At 38.0% G+C, this 17,944-nt stretch carries 14 protein-coding genes and 2 pseudogenes; 6 read left to right on the top strand and 10 right to left on the bottom strand.

Going from position 1 to position 17,944, the window contains the following annotated elements:
• Positions 1–7: 7 nt before the first annotated feature.
• Together paaK and IPK31_06075 are read right to left on the bottom strand one after the other, a co-directional pair.
• The gene (gene paaK, locus IPK31_06080; GenBank protein ID MBK8087531.1) at positions 8–1,093 is read right to left on the bottom strand and encodes a phenylacetate-CoA oxygenase/reductase subunit PaaK; all 1,086 of its coding nucleotides are present in this window, start codon (positions 1,091–1,093) and stop codon (positions 8–10) included.
• A 16-nt stretch (positions 1,094–1,109) separates the two neighbouring features.
• The gene (locus IPK31_06075) at positions 1,110–1,700 is read right to left on the bottom strand and encodes a TetR family transcriptional regulator (GenBank protein ID MBK8087530.1); all 591 of its coding nucleotides are present in this window, start codon (positions 1,698–1,700) and stop codon (positions 1,110–1,112) included.
• A 105-nt stretch (positions 1,701–1,805) separates the two neighbouring features.
• Here IPK31_06075 and IPK31_06070 point away from each other — a divergent pair, with 105 nt between their 5' ends.
• Both IPK31_06070 and IPK31_06065 read left to right on the top strand, forming a co-directional pair.
• A complete protein-coding gene (locus IPK31_06070) occupies positions 1,806–2,279 on the top strand; it encodes a hypothetical protein (GenBank protein ID MBK8087529.1) in 474 nt (157 codons plus the stop codon).
• Between the two features lie 131 nt (positions 2,280–2,410).
• A pseudogene (locus IPK31_06065) lies at positions 2,411–3,332 on the top strand (sugar kinase).
• A gap of 80 nt (positions 3,333–3,412) precedes the next feature.
• Here the strand turns inward: IPK31_06065 and IPK31_06060 are convergent.
• Entirely contained in the window at positions 3,413–4,045 is a 633-nt protein-coding gene (locus tag IPK31_06060) for a hypothetical protein (GenBank protein MBK8087528.1), read from the bottom strand.
• Between the two features lie 217 nt (positions 4,046–4,262).
• On the opposite strand from IPK31_06060, the gene IPK31_06055 reads away from it, so the two are divergent.
• Positions 4,263–4,667 (top strand): hypothetical protein, encoded by a 405-nt coding sequence (locus tag IPK31_06055; GenBank protein MBK8087527.1) that lies wholly within the window; start codon positions 4,263–4,265, stop codon positions 4,665–4,667.
• 805 nt (positions 4,668–5,472) lie between these two features.
• On the opposite strand, the gene IPK31_06050 is transcribed toward IPK31_06055, so the two are convergent.
• Positions 5,473–6,588 carry an RHS repeat-associated core domain-containing protein gene (locus IPK31_06050; protein MBK8087526.1) on the bottom strand — a complete coding sequence of 372 codons (1,116 nt, stop codon included), beginning with the start codon at positions 6,586–6,588 and terminating at the stop codon, positions 5,473–5,475.
• Between the two features lie 74 nt (positions 6,589–6,662).
• Here IPK31_06050 and IPK31_06045 point away from each other — a divergent pair, with 74 nt between their 5' ends.
• Positions 6,663–7,031, top strand: a complete 369-nt coding sequence (locus tag IPK31_06045; protein ID MBK8087525.1) for a hypothetical protein — start codon at positions 6,663–6,665, stop codon at positions 7,029–7,031.
• A gap of 148 nt (positions 7,032–7,179) precedes the next feature.
• On the opposite strand, the gene IPK31_06040 is transcribed toward IPK31_06045, so the two are convergent.
• Both IPK31_06040 and IPK31_06035 read right to left on the bottom strand, forming a co-directional pair.
• Complete coding sequence (locus tag IPK31_06040; GenBank protein ID MBK8087524.1) at positions 7,180–8,199, bottom strand: hypothetical protein; 1,020 nt, start codon at positions 8,197–8,199, stop codon at positions 7,180–7,182.
• Between the two features lie 116 nt (positions 8,200–8,315).
• Positions 8,316–10,037, bottom strand: coding sequence for a lamin tail domain-containing protein (locus IPK31_06035; protein ID MBK8087523.1), 1,722 nt, complete (start codon positions 10,035–10,037; stop codon positions 8,316–8,318).
• 285 nt (positions 10,038–10,322) lie between these two features.
• Here IPK31_06035 and IPK31_06030 point away from each other — a divergent pair.
• Positions 10,323–11,203 (top strand): annotated as a pseudogene (locus IPK31_06030) (aspartate-semialdehyde dehydrogenase).
• Positions 11,204–11,343: 140 nt separating this feature from the next.
• Here IPK31_06030 and IPK31_06025 read toward each other — a convergent pair.
• Positions 11,344–12,252, bottom strand: a complete 909-nt coding sequence (locus IPK31_06025; GenBank protein ID MBK8087522.1) for a hypothetical protein — start codon at positions 12,250–12,252, stop codon at positions 11,344–11,346.
• A 734-nt stretch (positions 12,253–12,986) separates the two neighbouring features.
• Here IPK31_06025 and IPK31_06020 point away from each other — a divergent pair.
• Positions 12,987–14,267, top strand: a complete 1,281-nt coding sequence (locus IPK31_06020; protein MBK8087521.1) for a fibronectin type III domain-containing protein — start codon at positions 12,987–12,989, stop codon at positions 14,265–14,267.
• 64 nt (positions 14,268–14,331) lie between these two features.
• Here IPK31_06020 and IPK31_06015 read toward each other — a convergent pair whose 3' ends face one another.
• The 3 genes from IPK31_06015 to ligA all read right to left on the bottom strand — a co-directional run bounded on the left by IPK31_06015 (position 14,332) and on the right by ligA (position 17,898).
• The gene (locus IPK31_06015) at positions 14,332–15,000 is read right to left on the bottom strand and encodes a DUF2461 domain-containing protein (protein MBK8087520.1); all 669 of its coding nucleotides are present in this window, start codon (positions 14,998–15,000) and stop codon (positions 14,332–14,334) included.
• A 161-nt stretch (positions 15,001–15,161) separates the two neighbouring features.
• Positions 15,162–15,731: a hypothetical protein gene (locus tag IPK31_06010; GenBank protein MBK8087519.1), complete on the bottom strand. Its 570-nt coding sequence runs from the start codon at positions 15,729–15,731 to the stop codon at positions 15,162–15,164.
• 64 nt (positions 15,732–15,795) lie between these two features.
• A complete protein-coding gene (gene ligA, locus IPK31_06005) occupies positions 15,796–17,898 on the bottom strand; it encodes an NAD-dependent DNA ligase LigA (protein ID MBK8087518.1) in 2,103 nt (700 codons plus the stop codon).
• Positions 17,899–17,944: the final 46 nt, after the last annotated feature.

Below are 17,944 nucleotides of genomic sequence, written 5' to 3'. Positions count from 1 at the left end.
GTTGGAATTATTTCACATCAAAATCTACCACCACTTTTTCAGTTTTGGGATGTGATTGACAGGTAAGAATATATCCCTGTTCAATTTCTTCCTGTTCTAATCCCCAGTGAACATCCATGCTTACTTCACCTTGCAGTAGCCTTGCTTTGCAGGTGCAGCAAACTCCACCTTTACAGGCATAAGGAACATCAGCTCCCTGTTGCATAGCAGCATCTAAAATAGTTGTATCACTGTTGGTTGGAATCGTAAAATCAAAACTCCTTCCATCAAGCTTAACTGTAATATTACTTTGGGGGCTGCTTACACCGTACATCGTACCTCTTACATCGTACGTCTTGTTGCTTTGTCCCGGTGTAGTAAACAGTTCAAAATGGATTTTCTTTTCGTCAACTGCATTTGCTTCTAAAAAATCTTTTACTGAAAAGATCATGTCTTCAGGTCCGCATATAAAAAACTCATCAGTTGTTTTGATGTTAATCAGTTTGTCAAACAGCTGCGAACATTTTTCTTTTGTAATCCTTCCGAAGTTAATATCAGCATCTGTTTTTTCTCTGCTTAAAATATGAATGAGGTTAAACCGGCTAATGTATTTATTCTTCAGTGCTTCCAGTTCTTCAAAGAAAATAATTGATGACCGGCTTTTATTTCCATATACCAGCGTAAAGCTGCTGTTTGGTTCTGTTGCCAGTGTTGTTTTGATGATGGATAAGATGGGTGTTATGCCACTGCCCGCAGCAAAGGCGGTATAATTTTTCTGATGTGCCCGATCCAGCGTTGTGTAAAACCTTCCTACAGGAGGCATTACTTCCAGTATGTCCGACTTCTTCAAACCCTCATTGGCAAAGGTTGAAAACAAACCGCCCTCCACTTTTTTAATGGCAACCCTTAATTGTTTTTCCAGCGGGCTGCTGCAAATGGAATAAGTTCTTCTTACCTCTTCACCGTTGATCGTTGTACGCATAGTAAGGCTCTGCCCCTGCGTAAATTGAAAAGCTGTGGTTAAGTCGGGGGGTACATTAAATAAAACAGTGATGCAATCAGCTGTTTCTTTTTTTACTTCCTTAATCGAAAGCGGATGAAAGTGTATGGACATGCAAACCGTTCTTATCTTATTTTCTCAAACCGTCGATCATAATCATGATCATATTATCTTCCAGTTCAGCGCCACTGATTTTTGCGGTTGAACGGTGCCAGCTTTCAATACCACTTACAGAATGTAAAATGATAACAACAGCAGTAGGTGCATCAATTTTTTTAATCTCACCTTTTTTCATTCCATCTTCAATAATTAAAGCAAAACGTTTGCGGTAATTGCGGCGTTGTGTATGAAAGTTTGAACGGTAAGGCTCGTCCAGATGCTTCCATTCCCTGTCGCTTACAATCACCTCTTCATGGTTTTCAATCATCTGCTGAATATGAAAACGCAGAAGAGTTTCCACTTTTTTAATTGGTGAAAGACTGCCGGTTTCAATTTCATCGAGATGCGTATTGAAACGGTTGGCTACATTAAAACATACCGATTCCAGGATTTCATTCTTGGAGCGGATATGATTGTACAGGCTGGCAGCTTCGATACCAAGCGTTTCGGCAAGGTCTCTCATACTGGCAGCACCAAACCCTTTTTCACGAAAAAGGGCAGCGCCTGCTTTTAAGATCAGGTCTTTACGGTTTCCGTTTTTTGGCACTTTCAATTTTCCCATGCTGCAAAAATATAGGGTTTAGATGGCTTTTTGCAAAATACCCAATTGACGGTATTGGCCGGTTCTGGTCTCTGCTCTATTTTTACGGTACCAAAAAACAAAAACATGAAAAAGAAACTCCTCCTCCTTACTCTGATTTGCGTAGCAGCAATTATGGCCGCTCCCGTAACTGCAAAAGCTCAAAGCGATTACTATTATTATGAAAGCATCTCCAATCCAAGCAAAACCATCAACTTCCTGATTGGGGTTTATGTAAACAAAAACGAATTCATTACCCGTGATGATGGTACCGGTTACACAAAGATCCGTATGGCTGTCATTAACCAGGAAGGCGCCAATACTCTGAAGTGGAACGATTACAAGATCTACATCAAGTTAAAAAACAACGATCTGTTTTACAGCTATACAACAAAAGCTGAAGATGGTGACCTGGCCTGCACCTGGTCAGTAGAAGCCGGAAAAAATCATATACAATATGTATGCTTTGATAAAGCATTCGACATCGAGCAGATTGATATGATCTGGCTTGGTATGAGCGACAACAAGTTTTTTGATCTTGTCCGCAGCGACAAGAAATAAAGCGGAGTGTTCGTTTTCATAAAGGCGTTATCAGTTTTGATAACGCTTTTTTTATTTGAATCCTTTTGCTGTAAGCCTGTTCCCATTACCTTTGCCCTCCCGATAATTACCGGGATCAAAATAAATCTATTATGTCTTTATTAGTTGTAGGCTCCATGGCATTTGATGCAATTGAAACTCCTTTTGGTAAAAGCGATCGGATTATTGGCGGCGCAGCCACTTATATTGCATGGAGTGCTTCCAATTTTACCCAACCCATCAAGCAATTATCTGTGGTTGGGGTGATTTTCCAAAGGAAGAACTGCAAATGCTGGAAGCAAGAGGTGTTGTAACCGAAGGCGTTCAAATAAAAGAGAACGAGAAATCTTTTTCTGGAGTGGTAAATACCACCTCGATATGAATACCCGTGATACACTGGAGACTCAGCTCAATGTGCTGGCTGATTTTGATCCAATAGTTCCCGACAGCTATCAGGATTGTGAATACCTGATGCTTGGCAACCTAGCCCCGGCTGTTCAGCTTGCAGTAATTGACCAGATGAAAGTAAAACCAAAGCTGGTTGTACTGGATACGATGAATTTCTGGATGGAAATTGCTATGCCTGACCTGGAGAAAGTGTTGAGTAAAGTAGATGTTTTAATGGTGAATGACAGTGAAGCACGTCAATTGAGTGCACAGTATTCGCTTGTAAAAGCTGCCAAAGTAATTATGCAGATGGGGCCTAAATACCTGGTGATTAAAAAAGGCGAACATGGTGCATTGCTGTTTCATGAAGACAATGTGTTTTTTGCTCCTGCCTTACCGTTAGAAGAAGTGTTTGACCCAACCGGTGCAGGTGATACGTTTGCAGGAGGATTTATTGGACATATTGCCAAAACAAAAGATATCAGTTTTGAAAATATGAAAACTGCTATTATTGTTGGAAGTGCGCTGGCAAGTTTCTGTGTAGAAAAATTTGGTACTGAACGACTCAAAGAAATTTCAAGAAAAGATATCGAAAGCCGTATTCAGCAGTTTGTGCAATTAGTGAATTTTGATATTGAGTTGGTTTAAAAGCCGGGTTTAACTTAACGCTGCTGATATATCAGCGACTTTCTTTCCCAGCAACGTCTCCCAATAGGTAAAGATGAAAGTTAGCAAATAGCTGATGTGGACGTTGCGTCATTAGCAGCACCATCTTCCATCATTACCGTTAAATCCATGTTCAACACTTCAGTATAGTCTGTTACTTCATAAACACCCTGCTCTTCATCTAAGTAAAACTTTGCAGAACTGTGTACATAATCAGCAGGGGTGGCGCACAGGTTCCATTTCCCTTTGCATGGATTAGCATGAAAATAATCAAGTTTCTGTGTAATAAACTTGGCTGTTTCACAAATCTTCCAGTCAAACGACAGTTCCCAAACATCATGCTTTTTCTTTCTTTTCTTTCGTTCTGTTTCAACCGAACTGCTCAGTTGATCAAGTAAATCTGTTTCATTTCTTTCTTCCAGTCTCCGGATAATTTCATAGGCCATGAAACGTTTGCCGTTACCGATGATTGTATTAATGGATTGAAACGTCTTTCTGAAACCAATAACAGCATGCACATGATTGGGCATGATTACATAGCCGATGATATAATGTCCTTTTGATTTTAAATGATTAAACCAGTTATATACAATATCAAATCCGTTTACCCTTTCTATCAGAGGTAACCAACTAGTGCAGGTGAAGGTAATGGAGAAGATTCCATCACTAAACGGTATGTTTTGCTTTACCGGCATTGAGTATGAAGTTAATTCTTAGCTTCGTAATACGCAACGTCCCGAGGCGGAGACGTTGCTGAGAAAAAAGGCGGCCGATTAGGCGAAAAGGTAGAAAAAAAGTTTTCATCTGTCGGGTTTAAAGAAGTAACTGCTAGAAGTTTCGGTGAATTAAGCGGCAATTCTGCAGCGGCTCCTTTAAATGTTATTAGCGAAGCAGCTACTAAAAAGAAAGAGAATGAATAATCAAATAAACAAGAAGATAAATTTGATACTTGTTGCAGGGGTAATTTTACTGATGGGCTACCTTTTTTACAACGACATTTATAATAAGCCCAAAGAGTTAAAAGAAAATGGATTACTTCTTTCTGCATTTACGCTAGATTGGAAAATTAGTACAAAAGCAGGATATGTTTTGAAGTATGAATTTTACTACAACAAACATAAACTTATTGGTTTTGCTTCTTCAAAAGATTTAAAAGGAAACCTAAGTTTTGAAAATAAGTATTTTCCAGTTCTTTATGACCCTGTACATGGTCACAAAGAACTACTTATGGAGCCACGAATATTTAAAGAGTATGACATTCCTTTCCCAGATAGTTTGAAATGGGTTTTGGAATTTCTTCCGAAACAATCGAAATAAGAAGAGTAGCTCAGCTATCCGTAGTGTTCCAAACAAGTAAAGCTGGTAGTGGTAAAAGATGAGTAATAAATAGAAAGATGAAAGCTGTCTGTAGTTTGCAGCTACAGACAAGATACAGAGCAGTACAAAAGCTGAAAATGTATTAATTAAATATCCTGAGTTGCAAACTCAGGATAGCACTCAATTGTTTATCAATACTGAGCAACAGTTTACCAGTATGATTTGTATTGAACACTACGGATAGCGGGGGCGTTGCTGGGAAAGAGAAACCTTTTTTTCTTAATTCTCTGACTGCGAAAAAAGGAAGACATCATTCGACATCATCTGGACAGATTTCACATTTTGAAAGTTGGATTGAATAAATTTGATAGCTTCATTTTGAGATAGCACTTTTGAAATAAAAAAAATCATACTAAACTCATCACGACTAAACCCTTTGATAAATCTTCGTAATAACAGATATTCTTTTGTGTACTTATAGATTGTTATGATATCATTAGACGTTATACTATTGATGTAATAAGCTCTTGGCATTTTTTTTTCCAAAAGCAGCGTATCATTATTATAGCAATTTGCTTTAAGATAGTCCCTCTTGTCATGGATTTGCAAGATGATCGAAGTAGTCATCCGGTTTTCCCGCCAGACCGAATCTAATTCTCTAGTAAGGAGCTCAATTTCTTGCTTTTTTGATGCAATTTTCCTCGCAGTTTCAATTATCGACTCATTTGAACGATTCTTCATAAAATAGCCAATTATGACGAGTACGATCAGACCTGCGAGAAAAAAAATATTTTTATTCGATGCATTATTTTTTCTCTTTGTTATTATCACTTTCAGTTTCAGCTACTTCTCCTGTTCTCATATAATTCCCATCTTTTGGATAGAGTGTCAATGCTGTTTTTGAAAAAAGTTCTTTAATTTCTCCATTCTGATATTCGTATAATACTTTAATAATTAACTCATATTTATTATCACCAGTATTTTTCCAAAGGAATCCTTTACTGATTTTTTGATTTAAAGGCCTCAAATTATTCCCGTTATTATCATTATAAATCTTTTCCGCTTCAAGTAAAACATTTACTAAGTCATTTACATTCTGGCTATTCATACCTATGACTTTTGTATTTGTCGTTGATACTTGAATAGAAGGTATACCAAAACCAGGACCTATCGACACTTCAATACTACTAAGTTTATCATTGCCTTTACCAATTGTGAATTCAAAAATATCAAAATCAAACTCATATTCTTTTGTTTCTCCTGCTAATCCTTCAATATGGGAAGACCTATTCCATGCGCCTGAAAATTCAATTCCTACATTTCCTCCAAGTGTTATCGCATCTTTGTCATAAGTACCCTCTTTATTTTCATTACCCTTAGATCCCCACGCAAATCCGCCAAATATTTTGAATAAATCAATCCAGGACTGATTCGTTGCCGTAAAGGCAAAATTACCATTTCCATCAATTCCAAGTCCAATTGAACCACTTCCTGCCCCACCAAAGAAAACTCCATATCCAGCCTTTATATCAAAGCCGACAGATGCTGTATACGTTGAATTCGTTTGTTTTGCCAAAACTTTGAAGCCAAATGTCATCTGATCTATAACATTTTTAAAGTATTCTTCTAATCCATCTAAATCAATTGCAACTATAGGTTTGTTTCCGGCAAATTGATAAGGTGTATAAAAAGGGTATCCGCTTGTCAAAGGATCAATACTCAAAAACTTACCCAACCTCGGATTATAAATCCTAAACCCATAGTCATAAATATTACCGTCTCCATAAGTTTCCTGATCTTGTTCCTTTCCGTTAAACCCATACCTGTAAAGCGATGCAGCATTAAACTTACGCCCGGGCATCATCATCCCAAAGGGATAGTAATCATTTCTTTCGCAAGCTATGCAGCACTTGCTTTTCAAAGAACTGTTTCCTGCTCAATTTATACCAAATTCTGTATAAAATGGACTATTTTATGCATCTAAAATTTCAATGTATGCCCGTTAAAAACAACAAAAAAGAACTGGAATTACTGCCCCTGTTTGAGCGCTTTATCAAAGATTGCAAAACCGGCCGCCGTTTGCAGGCTAATGGCAGGGCACTCACCGGGGGATGTATTCAAAACTATACTTACTGCCTTAAGCTGCTGCTGAAATTTGCAACCGAAAAACAATTCGCCCTGCGCATCAGGCCCGTTCATCAACTCAACAAACGAGAATTGATAACTGAAAAAAATTACTGGAACCGGTTTTATAAAAAGTTTACCGACTACCTGTACCTTGATTGCCGCCATTATGATAATTATGTGGGTGCCAATATTAAAATACTCCGTGTGTTTTTAATTACCTGCAAAAAGAACTGCTGACTGATACCGGCAGTTTTTACAAAAAATTTTATGTAACCAAAGAAGAAGTGCCTGTTATTACGCTGTTACCGGAGGAGTTAAACTTTCTCATTTACAACCAAGAATTTGAAAACGGGCTTACACCTTTTCTTTTCTCTCTTTAATAATATCAGCGACTGACCAATGCTTTTTTTAAGCTGCGGTCAATGATTTGACCCATGCTTGTACATTTGGCAAAGATTGGATCCTGGTAATGCTCTGCTAATTCTAATGCAAGCTGTTTTGTTTTTTCAGGTGTTGATACCTGTTCTTTCAACAGTACATCCCTTAAGTCTTTCAGCCTGTGCCGTTCTGCTTTTAAGCGCCTGGCCAATACAGCCCTTTCTTCCTGCTGGTATTGCTGAATCACTTCTTTGTTTAAATGTTTTTGCACCAGTTCAACAAAAGGATAGTTTTCTTTAAAAAACTGCGGCATGTAAATATTCTTGCTTCCTTCATAAAACTGCTGATCAAAATCAATGGCCCTGATGCGGAACTGGTAGTCATCAAAATCAGGAGTAATAACAAACACAAAATTGTAAGCCCGCATATCACCCAGCAACCTCAGAAAGCAGCGTTCATTGAATTTCACAAACTCTTTGGCAATACGTTTCATATTGTATTCAGGCCGCCTGGGGATCATTTTTAAAAACTGATCACCGGGAATGCCGGCAATATGTTCTTCCACCAAAGTGTTTTCATCAGTGAGATAATGGACAGGGTTGGGAGATAATAAATGTTCAAGTTCCAATCCGTATACACGGGAGGCGTCACCAATTTTTACATAGAAATAATCATACACATCATTGAACTTATTAACGATTCTGATACGAAATGGATGAGAGTTCCCAAACGTGCAGTAATCAATCCGTTCAATATACAGATGTGTTAATGCTTTTAAATCACCGGCTGCTTTCAGCTTGGCGTAAATCACTTTCAGTCCATCATGAATATGCTGTATTTCACTTTGCGAATAAATGATGGTTTCCCAAAAGGTATCTTTTCCAAATGCATCCAGTAGTGGAACAGATTCAGAATAATATTTCAGATCGCTGTAGGAGACGGGCATTTTTCCTTCATGCTGATAAACCCTTAGATAGTTACGCAGCAGCGGAGTGATGGGGTAGAATATTTTTTTACGGCTGATCATTGCTGAAAGTTACTATAACAATGAATATGTCAGCAATGGAATTTATAGAGGTATGCCATACTTCAACTCTTAGAATGATTTTTTTAAGATAAGGCTATAAGTATGGCATACCTGATTTAAAATCTTCTTGCAAGTACAACCTGGTTTTTAAACCGTTTCACTTTTCCTGCCAGATTAAAGACTTCTGTAAAGATCACATATGGTCCAACGGGCAATTGCTGCAGTTTGTCATTTAACCCATCCCAGCGGAAAGAACCGGTTTGACTGCAAATGGCATTTCGCTGCAAAGCTTTTACAGGTCTTCCTCCTGCATCAAAGACAGTGATGTTCATTACATAACCGGTTTCAGGAAAACGGTAAGTAATGGTTAAAAAATCATCTGTGCCATCATTGTCGGGAGAGAATATTTCAGGGGTTAAAGTTATATCTCCTTTCACCTGCAGATCAATTCTGAACTGTGAATTCTGATACGAAGGTGTGCCATATCCGGCGTCTTTGGATGCACTGTGCCAATTGTCTTTGTTTTGCGTTTTTGTATTTGGATCAATCCGTTCCAGCGCAATTCCTTCAGCATTTGTGATCAAAGCGAAATGCCATTTCTCATCGTAGCCCAGTTCATCAACAACAACTCCTGCATTGTTCACCAATACAACAATCCCTTTATCATCGGAGTAAGAAGGCATGGAAGGAACATTGATAAAAGCAGATAAGTTTTTTGCTGTGTATTGCCGCTTAACGATTGTTTCATCTTCACTCAATACCAAATATTCACCGGGAAACATAGCGATGTTTTGTACAGTCAGTTGTTTCAGATTACTGATTACACCCGTGCTGCTTCTGTTGGCTAACAATAAACTGCTGAGGTTAATGATCTTGTTACTTCTGTTATAAATCTCCACATAATCTGTTCCATCTGTTTTTGGATTGAATAATAGTTCGTTGATGATTATATCCAGACTGTCGGCAGTTGAACTCAATCCAAGCTTTACTGTTTTAAATGCGCTGATTGCATTGCCTGCACAATCTGTAACATTATTGGCTGTAATGGAATAAACTTTATTTCGTTGTAAAGGAGTTAACAGTTTCAGTTGTACTGAATTGAACAGCGGTGAAATGCTGACGGCTGATACAGGTGAACCAATGCCATCACTTATTTGATAGTTTGCAGTAGTTGCCCCGCTTAAACTATCTAATGGTTCATCAAAGTTTAAAACAACCGTTACACTGTCTGTTGCAAATGCACGGATGAGCATTGGCAGTGTTTGATCTTTATTATTTCCATCAACTGAATTTTTTATACCCGGTGTTCCTCCTCTTGCATCTGTACTTGCTTTCCAGTTGCTGCTGCCGCTGCATGGATTTTTGATGTCGATCATTTCCAATGCCCAGCCTCCATCACTTTTCACTGCATTGTTAAACCAGGTTTTGTTGTACTCAACAGCATGAATAGTAACACCTGTGTTGCTGCGGATGAAAATCATTTCACCATCATTATCTAATGATGGAAAAGATGTCACGCCAAATGTTCTTCCGTAGTGCTGCATGGTTGCAGCAGCAGTTGTACCACAGATGATGGCAATACTGTCGGGCTGTAATAAAAAATTCGGCAGTGGTCCGCTAACACCGCTGCCATCGCCCACTCTCCAGTTTTGCAGGTTAATGGGTAATGATGTTGTATTGCGAATTTCAATCCATTCAAAGTTGGGTAAGCCAATCTGCGGTGTTGGATCGCTCATAATTTCAGTGATCACAACATCATACCTGTTTTGCGAAGAAACAGCAGTTGCATTAATGAAACACAAACAAACAGTTGTTATAATAAGGAGTGAACGATTCATGAAAGAAATAGTGTTATTCAAACGTTTGCCCAATATATCTGTGAAATTTATAAAACAATTTGGTTGAAAGCAAATGGTACTTTACTTTTGGGCCGCAATGATGACAATGAAACATACAAAACGCACAAAGAAACAGTTCCGCAGGGGAAGGTGAATCTGTACGTTTTGAATAACATACTTGCAGGCCTTCCCGAAATGGAAGGCCTGTTTTTTTGCCCCAACCTTAAAGGGAGTGAAGCAAAAATCGAAAGTTTATTTTTTAACATTAAAAACAAAAAAAACAAAATGAAAGTTGCAGTAGTTGGCGCTACAGGTCTTGTAGGAACCAAAATGTTACAGGTATTGGCAGAACGGAATTTCCCCGTTACAGAATTAATCCCCGTTGCAAGTGAACGCTCAGTGGGTAAAGAAGTAGAGTTTAAGGGAAAGAAGTATAAGGTGGTTAGTATGACCGATGCCATTGCTGCAAAACCTGCTGTGGCTTTATTCAGTGCTGGTGGCGGTACATCACAGGAGTGGGCACCTAAGTTTGCGGAAGCAGGAATTACTGTGATTGATAATTCAAGTGCATGGCGCATGGACCCCACAAAAAAATTAGTGGTGCCTGAAGTAAATGCAGAAGTATTAACGAAAGAAGATAAGATTATTGCCAACCCCAACTGTTCAACGATTCAGATGGTGGTTGCACTGCAGCCATTGCATCAGAGGTATAAAATTGAACGTGTGGTTGTTTCAACCTATCAGAGTGTAACTGGTACTGGTGTAAAAGCTGTTGACCAGTTAATGGGTGAAAGAAAGAAAGCTGTTGCAGGAAGTGATGCTGAATATCCCATGGCGTTACAGCAACTACGGTACGTATCCCTGTGATGGGGGGACACAGTGAAAGTGTGAATGTAGAGTTCGCCAATGATTTTGTTTTGAACGAAGTGAAGGATCTGCTCAGCAAAGCTCCGGGTGTTATTTTGGTTGATGATCCTGCTGCACAGCAATATCCTATGCCAATGGATGCACAGGAAAAAGATGAAGTATTTGTTGGACGTTTACGAAGAGATGAAACTCAGGCCAACACCTTAAATATGTGGGTGGTAAGTGATAATCTGCGTAAAGGTGCGGCTACAAATGCTGTACAGATTGCAGAATACTTAATGTCGAAGAACTTATTATAGGATCGTCATTTCGAAAGCAAGAGGATGCGGAGCATCAGTTTCTTGCTTGAGAAATCTCATGAATTAGAAGGGAATATTATGGGTAAGATTTCTCCCTGCGGTCGAAAAGACGGCAGGGAGGATGATTCTCTTTCATAAACTTATTTATCAGGGTGGGGTTCCTTTATTAAACCCTTTACTTCCGCTATTCTTTGAACCGGGATAAAATACTCAAAACTTCTTTTGTCAAAATCTGAACGTTGTTTATCAATGGCAGGTTCTTTTTGATTGGTGAGTAACGAAACTTTCCGGTTAATGGAAAGAATCATATCACTTCTTTGTTTTTTCTGAATATCTGTATTTTTTTTACTTAAGCCCATTGTTTTGTTTAGTTCGTCAATAGAAGTGGTTCTATTGGCAAGTGAATTTTCATATAATAGCCTGAGTATTTCAGATTCACTTTCTTCTAATTGCAGATAAGTAGATCCGCTTAAAAGCAGGTTAGAAGGGAATAACTGTTTTTGGGTTTTTCTTTTAAGGTAAAAGAATAATACAGCTATAATAAGTGCAGCCAGAACAAAATAAGTGATATACCAATAATTATACGAACTTGAATATAGGTCTGCACCTTCATTCTCAAAATCATTTAAGCTGATTCGAATAGAATCTAATTTATTAATTTTTGTATTTGTGAAGTATAAAGTTGAGTCAAGAAAGAAAAAAGTATTACCGAATGCCCTGTAAAGATTCTGTTTATACTGAGCCGTTTCCTTTAAAGTATAAATTTTATTTTTTTCAAATGAAAGAAGAAAAATTTTGAAATCTGTGAAGCACAATAATCCCCATGGAGACATGGCAAGATTTTTAATTTTACCAGATTGTGATGAAATGCTGACATGGAGGTTTCCTAGTTTTGACCATTCTCCTTTTTGTAGGTCTAAAACATATACTTCAGGTATAACAGTGTTTTCATTACGTACAGCCTGATTAAATTTGTAATAAAAAGCTTGATATATTTTCCCGGATTCTGGGTTGTACCATAACATACAATCTCCCCCTCCCAATTCCAAACGACCGGGATCTCTTTATTGAGTTTAATTATATCCCATTCCTTAGCCTTTTGATTAAAAAACCCGTAATTGACCATTTACCCTCCAAATACCATATCCGCCTAATGTGTATATGTTGTTTTTGTATGTGAAAGGGTATGCGCCAAAGTTGTAACCAAAAACCTCAGTTGAGTCTAATCTAATAAAAGAAATCTTGCCTAATGAATCATTGATTAATTTATATAGCCGGCCCGTTCCATTAATCCAATAATAAAGATCTTTTTCCACTTTTTATGGGGTAAATTCTATTCCTTTTGACCATCGTATCTAACTCTCCGGGTGAAAATTCACTGGCAGGATGCACCTGAATATATTTATAAGGCTGGCCTTTTAGTTTCTCCCAAAAAAAACTGTTGCTCTGCCCATGGGAATAGCTAATAAAATAAAGCGTAGAAAAAAGTAAAGCAACGATGTTTTTCATAAAACGAATATAGGTTACCCTGTGAAAATCTTACATAATGTAATTTACTTATTTGTAACCACCTGCTATACCAATACTTGAAAATTCATTTTTTAATTACGTAATCTATTACCTGATTAATTACGAAGCAGAGAACAGTGACAATCGTGACTTCTAATTTGCATTGAAAGACTTTTAATTAAAGGGCCGTTGCCGGCCGCATGAAAAACATAGAGACCTGAAACTATTAAAACGGGGCGTAACCGAAAAGCCAAATGAGTAGGACTAAATAGCAATGAAAACAGTTAAGTATTTTTTTTATGCAGCACTTTATGTATTGTCAGTTCTTGGTTGTAAGAAAAAGGTAATTATACCCTTGCCGCCAGCATCATTGACCGCTACAACAGTATCAACAAGTCAGATCACTCTTTTGTGGACAGACAATTCAACCAATGAAAGCGGATTTAAGGTAGAGCGAAAAGTTGGAACAGGGGTATATTCTGTTGTTGCAACTGTAAGTTCTAATGTTAATACGTTTAATGACAATGGGCTTACTCAAAATACAACTTATACCTACAGGGTTTATGCTTATAATTCAGCAGGTCAATCACTAACTTACAGTAACGAAGCCAGTGCAACCACGAATGGTGTTCCATTACTCACTACCACGGCCGTAAGTTCAATCACAGCATCTTCTGCAGTAAGTGGGGGCACAATTTCCAGTGATGGCGGAACTCAAATACTTGCTAAAGGAATTGTATGGAGTGCTAGCCCAAGCCCTACAATTGCATTAGCTTCAAAAACCACCGATGGTACAGGGACAGGAAGTTTTACAAGTAGTATAACAGGCTTAAGCACAAATACCAATTATTATATACGGGCTTATGCTTCTAATAGTAATGGGACAGGATATGGAAATGAAGTTAGTTTTGCAACAAATAACATTAACTTGAGTAGTGGTTTAATTGCCCATTATCCATTTAATGGTAATGCTAACGATGAGAGTGGAAATAGTAACAATGGGAACTTGGTTGGGCAAGCAATTCTTAATCCAGATAGGTTTGGTAATGCAAATAAATCATTGCGATTTAATATGGGTTCTGATTTAGTTTGTACTTCAATTCAACAAACCAATCCTCAGATATTTTCGATTTCATTATGGTTTAATTCGAGCAATCAAATACAAACATCCCAATTCATTTTTTCTTTTGACCAAGGACAATGTTCACATAATATAAATTGGGATAGAACAATTTATTTAACACAAAGCTCAATTAATTTTTATACGTTTGGAAACGGTGGAGGGACTCTGACTGGAGCTGGTAATTTTATTGATGGAAACTGGCACCATTGTGTTGTAACCATGGGTAATGTAGGAACAAAAATATATGTTGATGGCTCTTTGTTGGTTCAAAATTCTCAAATTGTTTCTGCCCAAGGATATAATGGATATTGGCGAATTGGTGGTTTAAGCCCAAATGATGCAAATAATAGTCTTATAGGCAAAATTGATGACGTCTATATCTGGAATCGAATTCTAACTCAAGAAGAAGTACTATACCTGGCAAGTCATTAATAATTACAAACTTTATATGTTAAAAGGGCTGGCCAAGCAGCCCTTGTTTAAACCTGTTTATTTTTTATATTTCCACTCCTTCATTTAAAAAATCAAGCAAAGGTTTTAATGCTTCGAAGGAAGTAACTGTTTTTTTCAGCAAATCTTTTGAAGTTACATCAGCATCACTGAGTTTGTGAAAGCCAATCCAGCTTTTGAGTTTGATATATTCAATTGCCACATTATCAGCTTCATAACCTTTTGGCGGACGGGTAAGTTTCATATCCTCTCCCGTATACAAATCGCCATAGATTGTTTTGAATGATTTACTGCTGATGATCTTGTGAAATTCTTTCCAGTTATAATCAATTTCCTGGCGAATGTTTTTCAGTTGATCAGGCATGGCCATGTATAAACCACCTCCTGTAAAAGAATCGCCGGGTTGCAGGTGAAAATAGTAGCCTGCTGTCATTGATTTCTTTCCGCCTTTATTGATACTGGCTCCCATATTGCTTTTATACGGACTTTTGTCTTTACTGAAACGAACATCACGGTTAATGCGGAACATACAATCCTTTGCTTTGAGATGTGCAATAGCCGGATCTTTCTTTCCGTGTTTCTGAATAATCGCATCAACAAACTCAGCAAAATCTGCTTTGGCCGCTTCATATGCTTTGCGGTTTGCATCGAACCAGGGTTTGTTGTTATTCTTCTTTAAATCCTTTAGAAATTTGATTGTTGACGGCTGAAACATATAATCAGATGAAAGTTTAAACTGATAATTGAAAAAGAAATAAGTATTGCACTTTTAATTGCCGAATAAAGATACAATGTACAAGAGTGCGACGCAACAGAAGTTGAATGGTGAATTGAAGCTGATAATATCAAACCTTAAACATCAGATATCAAATAATATTACACTCCTCCCCAGTTCTCTCCGCTTCTAATCCGGTACAGGGTCATTTCGCTTACACTGTATTTTTTTGCAAGCTGTTTGTAAGTAATGCTTCGGTTGGGATCGGTAATGATTTTCTTGATAGTCTTCACCTGCACAGGTGTAAGCTTTAATCCTTTTTGTGTGGAGCTGCGTTCTTTCTGTAATTTTTTATAAGCAATCTTTTGCGGACTCTTCTGCTGATGTGCCGACATCTCTTCCAATGTTGCCCATTTCAGGTTTGATGCTTTATTATCTGTTTTGTGATGATTGATATGAATCACATACTTGCAGCGTGGAGAAGTTTTTTTACAGTATAGCTTGGCAATTTCCCGGTGTAAGTAAATGGTCCCCTTGTTTTCAGCACGGTGAAGATTTAATGTACGGTAACCGGTTGTAATGGAACCACTGAGCAATTTCCCATCTTCCGTAACATCCTTTGTGAAACTGGCGCAGCGTCCGAAATTTGAAACGGCATATTTTTTCCGCAACAGTTTCCAACCGGCAAATTGCAATTGTTTCCATTGTTCGCCAGGAAGTTTTTTGATCATACTAAAAGATTGGAGAGTTTAAATATACAACAGCAAACCCCGTACCTGCAAGTATAACAAGATATTATTTTTTCAACAAAGACACAAACTCTTCTTCGTTAATAATCTTGATGGTGCTGATCTTTTTTGCTTTCTCTAATTTACTGCCCGCATCTTCTCCCACAACAAGATAGTTGAGTTTGGCGCTTACTCCACTCAATATTGTTCCACCCTGTTCTTCTGCCATCTCTTCGGCCTGACTGCGTTTAAGCGTGGGCATTGTTCCGGTAAAAAGAAAAGTAACACCTGTAAGGTTTCCATCATGCTTTGTGTCTTTCTGTTCATTCTTCAGTTGCAGACCGAGTGCTTCCAGTTGTTTCAGTATATCAATATTTTCCTGGTTGCTGAAAAACTCATGAATACTGCCTGCAACTCTTGGACCAACATCTTCCATTTGCTGTAATTCTTCCTGTGTTTTAGTTGCGATGTCTAACAAATGTTTGGTTGAGTTGGCCAATGTTTTTGCCGTTGCTTCACCAACAAAACGAATGCCTAATGCATTGATCAACCTGAATAATGGCTGCTTCTTTGAATTCTCTATTGCTGTCTGCAGGTTGTCAACGCTCTTTGCACCATAACCTTCCAGTCCTTTTATTTTGTCGAATGGTAATTGATAGAGTGTTGGTATATCTTTTAAATAGCCCAGTTCATAAAACTTGCGCACATTAGCATCACCCATACCACGGATATCCATGGCATCTTTACTGGTAAAATGAATAATGCGTTCAACAATCTGTGCTTCGCAATGATAATTTACACAACGCCATACTGCTTCAGCTTCGGGCTTGACCAGTTTGCTGTTACACACAGGGCACTCGGTTGGAAATTTTATTTTTTCTTCTTTGCCCGTTCGTAATTCAGGCATTGATTTAACAATGTAGGGAATTACATCACCTGCACGTTCAACCAAAACAGTATCGCTCAGCATCAGATCTTTTTCAGCAATAAACTCTTCATTGTGTAAAGAAATACTTGTAACCGTTACCCCACCAATTGCAACAGGATCAATCTTGGCAACAGGAGTAACAGCTCCTGTTCTTCCCACCTGGTATTCAACAGCACGCAGTTTACTTGTGCCTTGTCTGGCTTTGAATTTATAGGCAATGGCCCAGCGTGGATGATGACTGGTCATGCCCATCTTATCCTGTAACTGAAGATCATTTACTTTAATGACCATTCCATCAATTTCATACGGCAGTTCATCTCTTTTAATTTCAAATTCATTGATATGATCAACAACTGCTTTTACACCTTTCAGAATTTTCTTTTCTTTCTCCGGACTGCGAAAGCCTAAGTTCCACATCATTTTCAATGCATCGCTATGAGTTAAGATCTCTTCATACTTCGTACTTTTTACTTCGTACTTCATTAAATAACCTACATGATATAGAAACGCTTCAAGGTTTCTTCTTGCAACTTCCATTGAGTCTTTAATCCGTAAACTGCCGCTGGCCGCATTACGTGGATTGGCAAGAGGAGGAAGATTTTCTTCGGCCAGCTGATCATTGTACGCTTTGAAATTTTTCTTACTCATTAAAATCTCACCACGTATTTCAATCTGTTTGATGCCGTATGTTGAAAAGGCAGCAGATAAAGGAATGGATTTGATCTGGCGGATATTGGTAGTAATTTCTTCACCTTCTGTTCCATCGCCTCTTGTTGCACCACGAACAAGCATATCATCTTCATAAATCAATGAAATGCTTGCACCGTCAAATTTTGGTTCAACACAGTATTCTATTTCATCCAGTCCGCTTGCTTCTCTTGCTTTCCGGTCCCAGACAATTAAATCGTCAGCATTGTATGAGTTCTCCAAACTCAGCATAGGAACAAGGTGCTGTACTTTTTTAAAATCATTGCCCAGTCCTTTTGCCACACGCTGGGTTGGTGAATCAGGCGTAATGAGTGAGGGTTCTTCTGCTTCTATCTTCTCCAGTGATTTATACAGCTGATCATATTCATAATCACTGATCAATGGATCGTTGAGGATGTAATACCGGTATTCATGAAAACGAAGTACTTCTCTTAAATCTGCAATACTTTTTCTATCTATCCCATTTTTAGTGAGATGTTGAAGTAATACAGTTGTAGTTTGCTGAAGTTGTTTGGTTATTTCGGGAGAATACATAGTAAAATAAATCTGGCAGTAAAAATACAAGGACTAACAACAAAAC

Source organism: Chitinophagaceae bacterium (assembly GCA_016713085.1).
In the GTDB taxonomy this organism is placed as follows: domain Bacteria; phylum Bacteroidota; class Bacteroidia; order Chitinophagales; family Chitinophagaceae; genus Lacibacter.
Note: the sequence above shows the minus strand (reverse complement) of the source record. Positions and strands in the feature narration are given on the sequence as shown.

What these genes read in the sequence shown, in the direction of transcription:
- IPK31_06045 (MBK8087525.1), top strand. Translation starts at nt 6,663, where the DNA reads ATGCCCGTTAAAAACAACAAAAAAGAACTGGAATTACTGCCCCTGTTT.
- IPK31_06040 (MBK8087524.1), bottom strand. Translation starts at nt 8,199, where the DNA reads ATGATCAGCCGTAAAAAAATATTCTACCCCATCACTCCGCTGCTGCGT.
- IPK31_06035 (MBK8087523.1), bottom strand. Translation starts at nt 10,037, where the DNA reads ATGAATCGTTCACTCCTTATTATAACAACTGTTTGTTTGTGTTTCATT.
- ligA (MBK8087518.1), bottom strand. Translation starts at nt 17,898, where the DNA reads ATGTATTCTCCCGAAATAACCAAACAACTTCAGCAAACTACAACTGTA.
- IPK31_06070 (MBK8087529.1), top strand. Translation starts at nt 1,806, where the DNA reads ATGAAAAAGAAACTCCTCCTCCTTACTCTGATTTGCGTAGCAGCAATT.
- paaK (MBK8087531.1), bottom strand. Translation starts at nt 1,093, where the DNA reads ATGTCCATACACTTTCATCCGCTTTCGATTAAGGAAGTAAAAAAAGAA.
- IPK31_06010 (MBK8087519.1), bottom strand. Translation starts at nt 15,731, where the DNA reads ATGATCAAAAAACTTCCTGGCGAACAATGGAAACAATTGCAATTTGCC.
- IPK31_06060 (MBK8087528.1), bottom strand. Translation starts at nt 4,045, where the DNA reads ATGCCGGTAAAGCAAAACATACCGTTTAGTGATGGAATCTTCTCCATT.
- IPK31_06075 (MBK8087530.1), bottom strand. Translation starts at nt 1,700, where the DNA reads ATGGGAAAATTGAAAGTGCCAAAAAACGGAAACCGTAAAGACCTGATC.
- IPK31_06055 (MBK8087527.1), top strand. Translation starts at nt 4,263, where the DNA reads ATGAATAATCAAATAAACAAGAAGATAAATTTGATACTTGTTGCAGGG.
- IPK31_06020 (MBK8087521.1), top strand. Translation starts at nt 12,987, where the DNA reads ATGAAAACAGTTAAGTATTTTTTTTATGCAGCACTTTATGTATTGTCA.
- IPK31_06015 (MBK8087520.1), bottom strand. Translation starts at nt 15,000, where the DNA reads ATGTTTCAGCCGTCAACAATCAAATTTCTAAAGGATTTAAAGAAGAAT.